The 7,215-nt window shown below is 74.4% G+C and carries 4 protein-coding genes; 1 reads left to right on the forward strand and 3 read right to left on the reverse strand.

Going from position 1 to position 7,215, the window contains the following annotated elements; all coding sequences use genetic code 11:
* Nucleotides 1-1,739 (forward strand): ATP-binding cassette domain-containing protein (locus J0670_RS24910; protein ID WP_207813896.1); only part of this gene is annotated, 1,739 nt, incomplete at its 5' end.
* Between the two features lie 15 nt (nucleotides 1,740-1,754).
* On the opposite strand, the gene J0670_RS24915 is transcribed toward J0670_RS24910, so the two are convergent.
* The 3 genes from J0670_RS24915 to J0670_RS40015 form a co-directional block, all read right to left on the reverse strand.
* Nucleotides 1,755-4,829 carry a lantibiotic dehydratase gene (locus tag J0670_RS24915; protein WP_207813897.1) on the reverse strand — a complete coding sequence of 1,025 codons (3,075 nt, stop codon included), beginning with the start codon at nucleotides 4,827-4,829 and terminating at the stop codon, nucleotides 1,755-1,757.
* Nucleotides 4,830-5,173: 344 nt separating this feature from the next.
* Nucleotides 5,174-5,890: a flavodoxin family protein gene (locus J0670_RS24920; RefSeq protein WP_207813898.1), complete on the reverse strand. Its 717-nt coding sequence runs from the start codon at nucleotides 5,888-5,890 to the stop codon at nucleotides 5,174-5,176.
* 149 nt (nucleotides 5,891-6,039) lie between these two features.
* Nucleotides 6,040-7,215: phospholipase D-like domain-containing protein (locus J0670_RS40015; protein ID WP_207813899.1), on the reverse strand; the 1,176-nt coding region annotated here is incomplete at its 5' end.

Raw genomic sequence — 7,215 nt, forward strand, 5'->3', positions numbered from 1 at the left:
AGCGGACCGCCGTCACCTTCCACCGCCCGCTGCCCGCCGGGCCGTTGCGGCTGCGCGACCTGCTGCGGCACGCGATGCGCGGTTCGCGGGCCGACATCGCCCGCATGGTCGCAGCCGCGCTCGCCGCCGTGCTCCTGGCCTCCCTCGTACCGCTGGCCACCGGCACCGTCCTGGGCTCCTACGTGCCCGCCGGGCGCACCGGCAGCATCACGCAGCTGTGCCTGGCGCTGGTCGCGGCCGGCCTGGCGTCGGCGGTCTTCGGGGTGGTCGAGAACGCCGCCCTGCTGCGGTTGGAGGGACGGCTGGAGGCCACCGCCCAAGCGGCGCTGTGGGACCGGCTGCTGCGGCTGCCGGTGCGCTTCTTCAGCCGCCGCTCCACCGGCGAGCTCGCCCAGACCGTCCTCGGCGTCCTGGCCGGGCGCACCGCGCTGGCGGGCCTGACCTCCCTGATGCTGCACTCGGCCGTGGCCGTCGTGGTCGGCCTGGCGCTGATGTACTGGATCAGCCTGCCACTCGCCCTGGTCGCGACCGGGCCGATCCTCGCCGCCGTCGCCGTGCTCGGCCGGCTCGGTCTCCTGCAGGCCCGGGCCCAGGAGGCACTGCTGGCCCGCAGCAGTGCCGTGACCGACCGGGTCTTCCACCTGCTGCGCGCGCACACCAAGATCCGGGTGGCCGGCGCGGAGGACCGCGTCGTCGCCGACTGGGCGGAACGCTACCGCGACCAGCAGTGGGCGACCCGCCGGGCGGTGCGCCTGCAGAACACAGTGGCCGTGCTGGCCGCTTGCTACCCGCCGCTGTGTGCGACCGTCGTCTTCCTGGCGTCCGGTCCCATCGGCGCCGGGGTCTCCGAGGCACGGTTCCTGTCGTTCTACGCCTCGCTCTCGGTGGCCGTCAGCAGCGCCGTGCAGGTCGCCGTCGCGCTGAACTCGGCCCTGGCCGCCGTCCCGCTGTTCACCCGGCTGCGCCCGCTGCTCGCGCACCCGCTGGAGGCCGGCGCGGACGCGGAAGCGCCTGGACAGCTCGCCGGTGACATCACCGTGGAGCACCTGTCCTTCGGCTACGAACCCGGCGTACCGGTGCTGCGGGACGTCTGCCTGCGGGTGGGTCCCGGGGAGATGCTCGCCGTGGTGGGCCCCAGCGGCTGCGGCAAGTCGACCCTGCTGCGCCTGCTGCTCGGCTTCGAGCAGCCGTCCTCGGGCGTGATCCGCTACGACGGCCGCGACCTGGCGACCCTGGACGGCACCGCCGTCCGGCGGCAGTGCGGCGTGGTCACCCAGCACGCACGGCCGCTCGACGGCACCATCCTGCAGGCCATCACGGCCGAACGCGGTCACACCCTGGAGGAGGCGTGGCAGGCCGCCCGGCTCGCCGGACTCGACGAGGACATCGCCGCCATGCCGATGGGCATGCAGACGCTGCTGAGCGACGGCGGCGCCCTGTCGGGCGGACAGCGGCAACGCCTCGCCATCGCCCAGGCGCTGATCAGGCAGCCCCGCATCCTGTTCTTCGACGAGGCCACCAGCGCGCTCGACAACGTGACCCAGGCGGTCGTCGCCGACAGTACGCTGCGGCAGCGGGCGACCAGGATCGTCATCGCCCATCGGCTCTCCACCATCGTGAACGCCGACCACGTCATCGTGCTCGACGCCGGCCGAGTGGTCCAACAGGGCACGCCTGCCGCGCTGATGGCCGACGCCGACGGCCCGTTCGCCCGGCTGGTGCGGCACCAGCTCCACTGACCCCCACCCCGCCGGTCAACCGGGGCCGGCGTTCCGGTGGCGCAGGCTGCCGAGGTGGTCGCGTGCCACGCCCCGCAGCACCGCGAGCGTGCGGGTCTCGTGCCCACGATCCGGGCCGATCAGCCGGTTGTGCTGCATGTGCAGCAGCCCGTCGACGGCCACCGAGGTCCGCTCGTCGAGCGGCGCGCCGATCACGGCCTCGCCGAAACGGCGCGGCGCACCGCTCCGCGCCCACAGCCTCGCCACCGCCCCGGCTCCCGGCAGCCCGCCGAACGCCTGCAGGCAGCGGCCCGGAACGATCCGGGTGAGCGCCGCCGCCCGGTGGCGCCGGTAGAACCGCCGGCCTTCCTCGGTGTTGGGGTACTGGCGGTCCACCCACTCCCACCACGGCCAATCACCCAGCGCGTCGAGCAGGACGCCGTGCTGCGCCGCCGCCACGATCTCCGACGGCAGGCCGTCGCCGCCCGCGGCGCACACCGGAATCAGGCCGAGCGCCGCCCGGCTGTCGAGGGCGAAGACCTCCTCCGCCAGTGCCAGGGCCGCCGGGCCGCCATAGCGCTGCTGCTCCGGGCGGTAGCCGTCGAGCACCCAGTCGCCGACCAGCCCTGCCTCCCGCAGCCGCGTCAGGCCCGCGTGCAGCGTCGGCAGCACCTCGCGCAGCAGCACCGCCGGATCGCCGTGCAGCCGCAGCCGCAGGTGCGGGGCCGGATCCTGGTACCGGGTGAAGAACCAGCGGTCGGTGTGCCCCGACTCCCGCACCGCCTCCAGGAGGCGCCCCAACGGTCCGGCCAGGAGCCGATCGTGCTCCTGCGCGGCCGCGTACAGCTTGACGTACAGCCACTCCCCGCCGGGGCTGTGGAGGGGCACGGGCGAGACCGGCGGCACCGGGGCGGGCCGGGCCGGCTGCGCCGCGGGATCGGGCAGCCGGGTCAGTGACACCGCGATCTCGTGGGCGTGCCCACCGAGCCAGCCGAAGGCATCGGGGGCGGACGCCAGGTCCTCCTGCACCTCGACGCTGCCGTCGCGCAGCTCCTGCCGGAGCACCTCGCGGTGCAGCGGTTCGTCCAGGTCGAGCGCGCAGACCCGGTCCCCGGCCGCCGCGAGCACGTGCCGGGCCACGCCCAGCGACGACCGCCACTCCTCGAAGGCCGCCCGCCACCGTGCCGCCGGGACGTCCGGGCCGAGCATGCCCGGTGCCGGCCGCCACCGGGCCGGGGTGACCACCACGCGCCCGTGCCGCACCCGCGGCAGGAACGGGTGGGCGTCCATCGCCCCCCAGCGCCACGGCGACCAGGTCGCCTGACGCACCGTGGACAGCTCCAGCAGGAACCGCACGAGCGGCGGCGCCGCGGTCGCGCTCAGCAGGTGCGGTTTGCGCACGACGATCTCCCGGCCGCGCTCCGGTTCCACCAGCCGCAGCCGGCCCCGGTCGGCGACGACGGCCAGCCGCCGCCAGTCCAGCGTGCCGGGGGCCGACCGGTCGGCGAAGACCCCGACCGGCAGGACCTGGTCCAGCAGCCGGGGCACCTGGCTGATGTTGCGGTGCCGTGCGCCGGCCGGTTCGAACATCACCTGGGCGCGGAGTGCCCCGGGCGGTGCGGGTTCCGCCACCAGGGCCGCGACCTCGCGGGTCCCGAGGAGGCCGGCGAAGCGTCCCGCCGAGGCGCCCGCGCTCTCCGAGCCGCCGGACGGCGACAGCAGCAACGTGAAGTCACCCGCCGCCAGTTCCGGCACGCTCCGCGCGAGGACCTGGACGAACAGTTCGAGCGACGCGGGGCCCGGTTCGCCGTCGTGCGCGACCTCCAGCCGCCGCAGCGTCTCCTCCCCCAGCAGGACCTCCCGGCCGCCGTCGCGCACCGCGTCGTGCACCAGCCGGGCCAGTGCCGCGTCCCGCTCCCCGCCCGGCCGCGGCCGACGGTGCGCCGCCGGCCGGGCGGTATCCGGCAGCCCCAGGCCCCGGTGGGGGTCGGTCAGTTCGGGCAACGGCACCGACAACCCGTCGCCGTACCGCTCGGTGAAAGCCGCGGCATAGGCGTCCAGGTGCGGCAGGATTCCGTGGTGCGGCGACATCCGCCACAGCGAGGCCGCCAGGTGCTCCAGTTCGCGGCCGACAGCGGGCGGCAGGCCCACCGCGGCGTCCGCCCGCACGTCGACCTGGAGCGGCGGAGGCCCCGACTCGCGGACCCCGCGCAGCACCGCTTTCGCCCGGCGCAGCTCCTCGCGCCCGTCACCCGGCGGCGTGCGGGCGTAGGCCTCCAGCGCTTCCCGCGCCCCGGCCGGCACGGCCCGCGTCCCCGGGACGGCGCGCAGCCGCAGTTCGTCCAGCGCGGTAGCGCCGATCACCTCGGCCGTCAGGGAGGTGAGCAGGAACCGTGCCGCGACCAGTCGGCGCAGCAGCAGGTCGGCCCACTGCGGTGCAGGTGCCAGCCCGCGCTCCACCAGTTCCCCAGCCAGGGTGGAGAACCGCACGGGCAGCGCCGCGCGCTCGAACACGAACCGGACCGCAGGGCCAAGCCGGACCGATCGCTCCCGCCCCGCCGTGGCGCCGTCCGCCGGTGCCGCCCACGGCAGGTGCAGCCGGTCGCCGCGGATCCGGCACAGGTCGTTGACGACGACCTGCGCGTCGCCGACCGGCCCACCCGCCGCCACGCACGCGTCGACGACCCCCACGAACCACTCGGCGTCCGGGCGCACCGACTTGCGGTGCGCTTCGCCGACCCGCGCGTAGGGTGCGGGCGTCAGCTCCGCGAAGGCGACCCCGGCGAAGGTTCCGAAGGGGGTCGGGCGCCGGGTGATCCGCAGGGCGTATTTCGTCAGGGCCACGGCCACCGCGACCAGCCGCCCGCGCCGCGGCACCCGGCCCTGCTCGATCTGCCGCAGCGCCGACGCGAGCGAGTCGCTCGCCAGCTCCACCGCCTCGCGCAGCACCGGATGGGAAGCCAGGGCCGTCACGTACGCGGCCAGCTCCTCGTCGGTCCCGTCCGGGTCGCACCGGGCGGCCCGCGGACCCAGTGGGTCGAGAGCGCCGACGGGGAGGGCGGCGATCCGCAGGACGACCCGCTCGGCGGCCGCGTACCCAGGGGTGGTCATGCCCCCACTCAACGGTGGCGACAGCACGGTGGCAATGGCCCGCACCAGGGATCTCGGCATATTCCTCGGTCCCGCGGCCTGGACAGCCGCACGGCTCCGCGATCGGTCGTGGGGGCTCCTCCTGGTGTCCTGCGCCGGAGATCCGTCGTTGGTTGTGTGTGAGCTCTTCTACTCCCGGTGCGTCGTCGTGGTCCGGCCTTGACGCCGTTGCTGCTGTCCGACGAGGAGCGGGCCGCGTTGACACGGTGGGCCCGCAGGACCTCGTCCGCTGAGGCGTTTCCATCGCAGAGCGAGCAAGCACAACTGGCCGGCGCTCCAGCCCCATCACACAGATGACCGGCGGCTCAGCGGTGCTCGGGGTTCTCGAAGTCGAAGCGGCAGCCGGCGTCCCACTCCGAGCGCTGGTTGCCGTGGGCCGGGATGCCGCCGGCGTCCTTCAGCATGCGGGCCAGGTGGAGCTGGTTCCAGGTCATGAAGGTGGTGTTGCGGTTGGTGAAGTCGTTCTCCGGGCCGCCGGAGCCGGGGTCGAGGTAGGACGGGCCGGGACCGGCCTCGCCGACCCAGCCGGCGTCGGCCTGGGGCGGGATGGTGTAGCCGAGGTGCTGGAGGCTGTAGAGGACATTCATCGCGCAGTGCTTGGCGCCGTCCTCGTTGCCGGTGATCAGGCAGCCGCCGACCCGGCCGTAGTAGGCGTACTGGCCGCGCTCGTTGAGGATCGAGGAGCACGCGTACAGCCGCTCGATGACCTTCTTCATCACCGACGAGTTGTCCCCCAGCCATACGGGCCCGGCCAGCGTGAGGATGTCGGCGGCCATCACCTGCGAGTAGATCACCGGCCACTCGTCGGTCTCCCAGCCGTGCTCCGTCATGTCCGGCCAGACGCCCGTCGCGATGTCGAGGTCCACCGCCCGCAGGACGTCGACCGCGACGCCCTGGCGTTCCAGGATGCCGGTGCTGACGTCGATCAGACCCTGGGTGTGGCTGCGCTCCGGGGAGCGCTTGAGCGTGCAGTTGATCACCAGGGCACGCAGGTCGGCGTACGACGTCGTCGGCTCCGGCACGGATTCCTCCTCCAGATGCTGCGGGAGGCCGGTCGGCTCTCAGACTCCCCGCACAGCTCACCAGCCCGGCGCGGGGAGCGCTCGCGGAGCTGGGCCGCTTGCCTGACGGTGCGCCGTCCGGCCGACACAGGACCCGCACGTCGGGCCGGTCAGGCCTGGCAGCGGCCGGTGGCCCAGTCGACGGTGGCGGTGGCCTGCGAGTAGCGCCACTCGGGCGCCAGCAGGTCGCGGTCCAGCTGGGCGGCGGCCGTCCCGTCCTCGACGACGTAGCCGAAGTCCTGCAGCCAGGCCGGGTAGAGGTTCTTGGAGCCGATGTAGAAGGCGGACCCGTCCACCGACACCAGCTTGTGGTGCAGCGCGTACGGGTGACCGTCGGCCCAGGTGGCGGTGGGGGCGGCGCGGAAGGTGGCGAGCTGGAGGTTGCCGCACAGCGCCGCGCCGGCCTTGGCCCGGTCGCCGGTGAGGGCGGTCAGCCGGGCCTTGAGCACGTCGCTGATCTCGCTCAGCGACTTGATCTGTGAGTAGCCGCCGCTGCCGACGGTGCCGCGGTTGGCCGGGTCGCTGACCACGATGCGCACCTTCACCCCGGCGGCGAGCTTGCCGGCCAGCGCGTCGTAGAGGCGGGCGTCGTAGCGGGGCATCGGCGGGCAGGTTCCGTTGAGATCCTGCTGGGAGATCTCGATGTGGTCGGTGGCGCTCGCCACCAGCGCGCGCAGCGCGTTCTCCTCGGGGTTGACCGTCTCGTAGTCGCGGTCGCCGTTGGTGTTGTCGTGCAGGGACACCGGGCCGCAGGTGGCCTCGGCCGGGGCGGGGCGGTAACGGGAGGAGGGGTCGCGGTCCTTGATTCCCACGCCCAGGCCGCCGACCGCGAGCACCGGGAGGGTGCCGGTGGCGGACGGGACCGGGTTGAGGTCGCGCTCCAGCGAGGGTCGGCAGGCCGCGCCGCCGGTGGAGGCGAACCAGGCGTTGTCGAGCAGGCCGGTGCGCCCGCAGGTCCACTCCCAGAGGGTGTCCAGGTAACGGGCGGCGGAGCCGGCGGCCGGGCCGTTCAACGCGAGGTCGACGTCGGAGACCGGGTGGGCGGTGTCGAGGTAGTCGTCCTTCCAGCCGTTGATGCCGCCGGCGATCACGCTGCGCCCGTCGACCACCAGCAGCTTGGAGTGGTTCCAGGAGAAGGCGGTGCGGGAGGTGGTCATCGAGGCGACGGTGAGCGTCACCGAGTCGGCCGCCGGACCGAGCCGGGAGACCAGTTCGTCGCGGTAGCGCGAGGGCAGGACGTTGGCGTTGTAGAGCGGGGCGGCGCCCACCAGGATCCGCACCTGGAG

The organism is Streptomyces sp. FH025 (assembly GCF_017427025.1).
Classification (GTDB): Bacteria; Actinomycetota; Actinomycetes; order Streptomycetales; family Streptomycetaceae; genus Kitasatospora.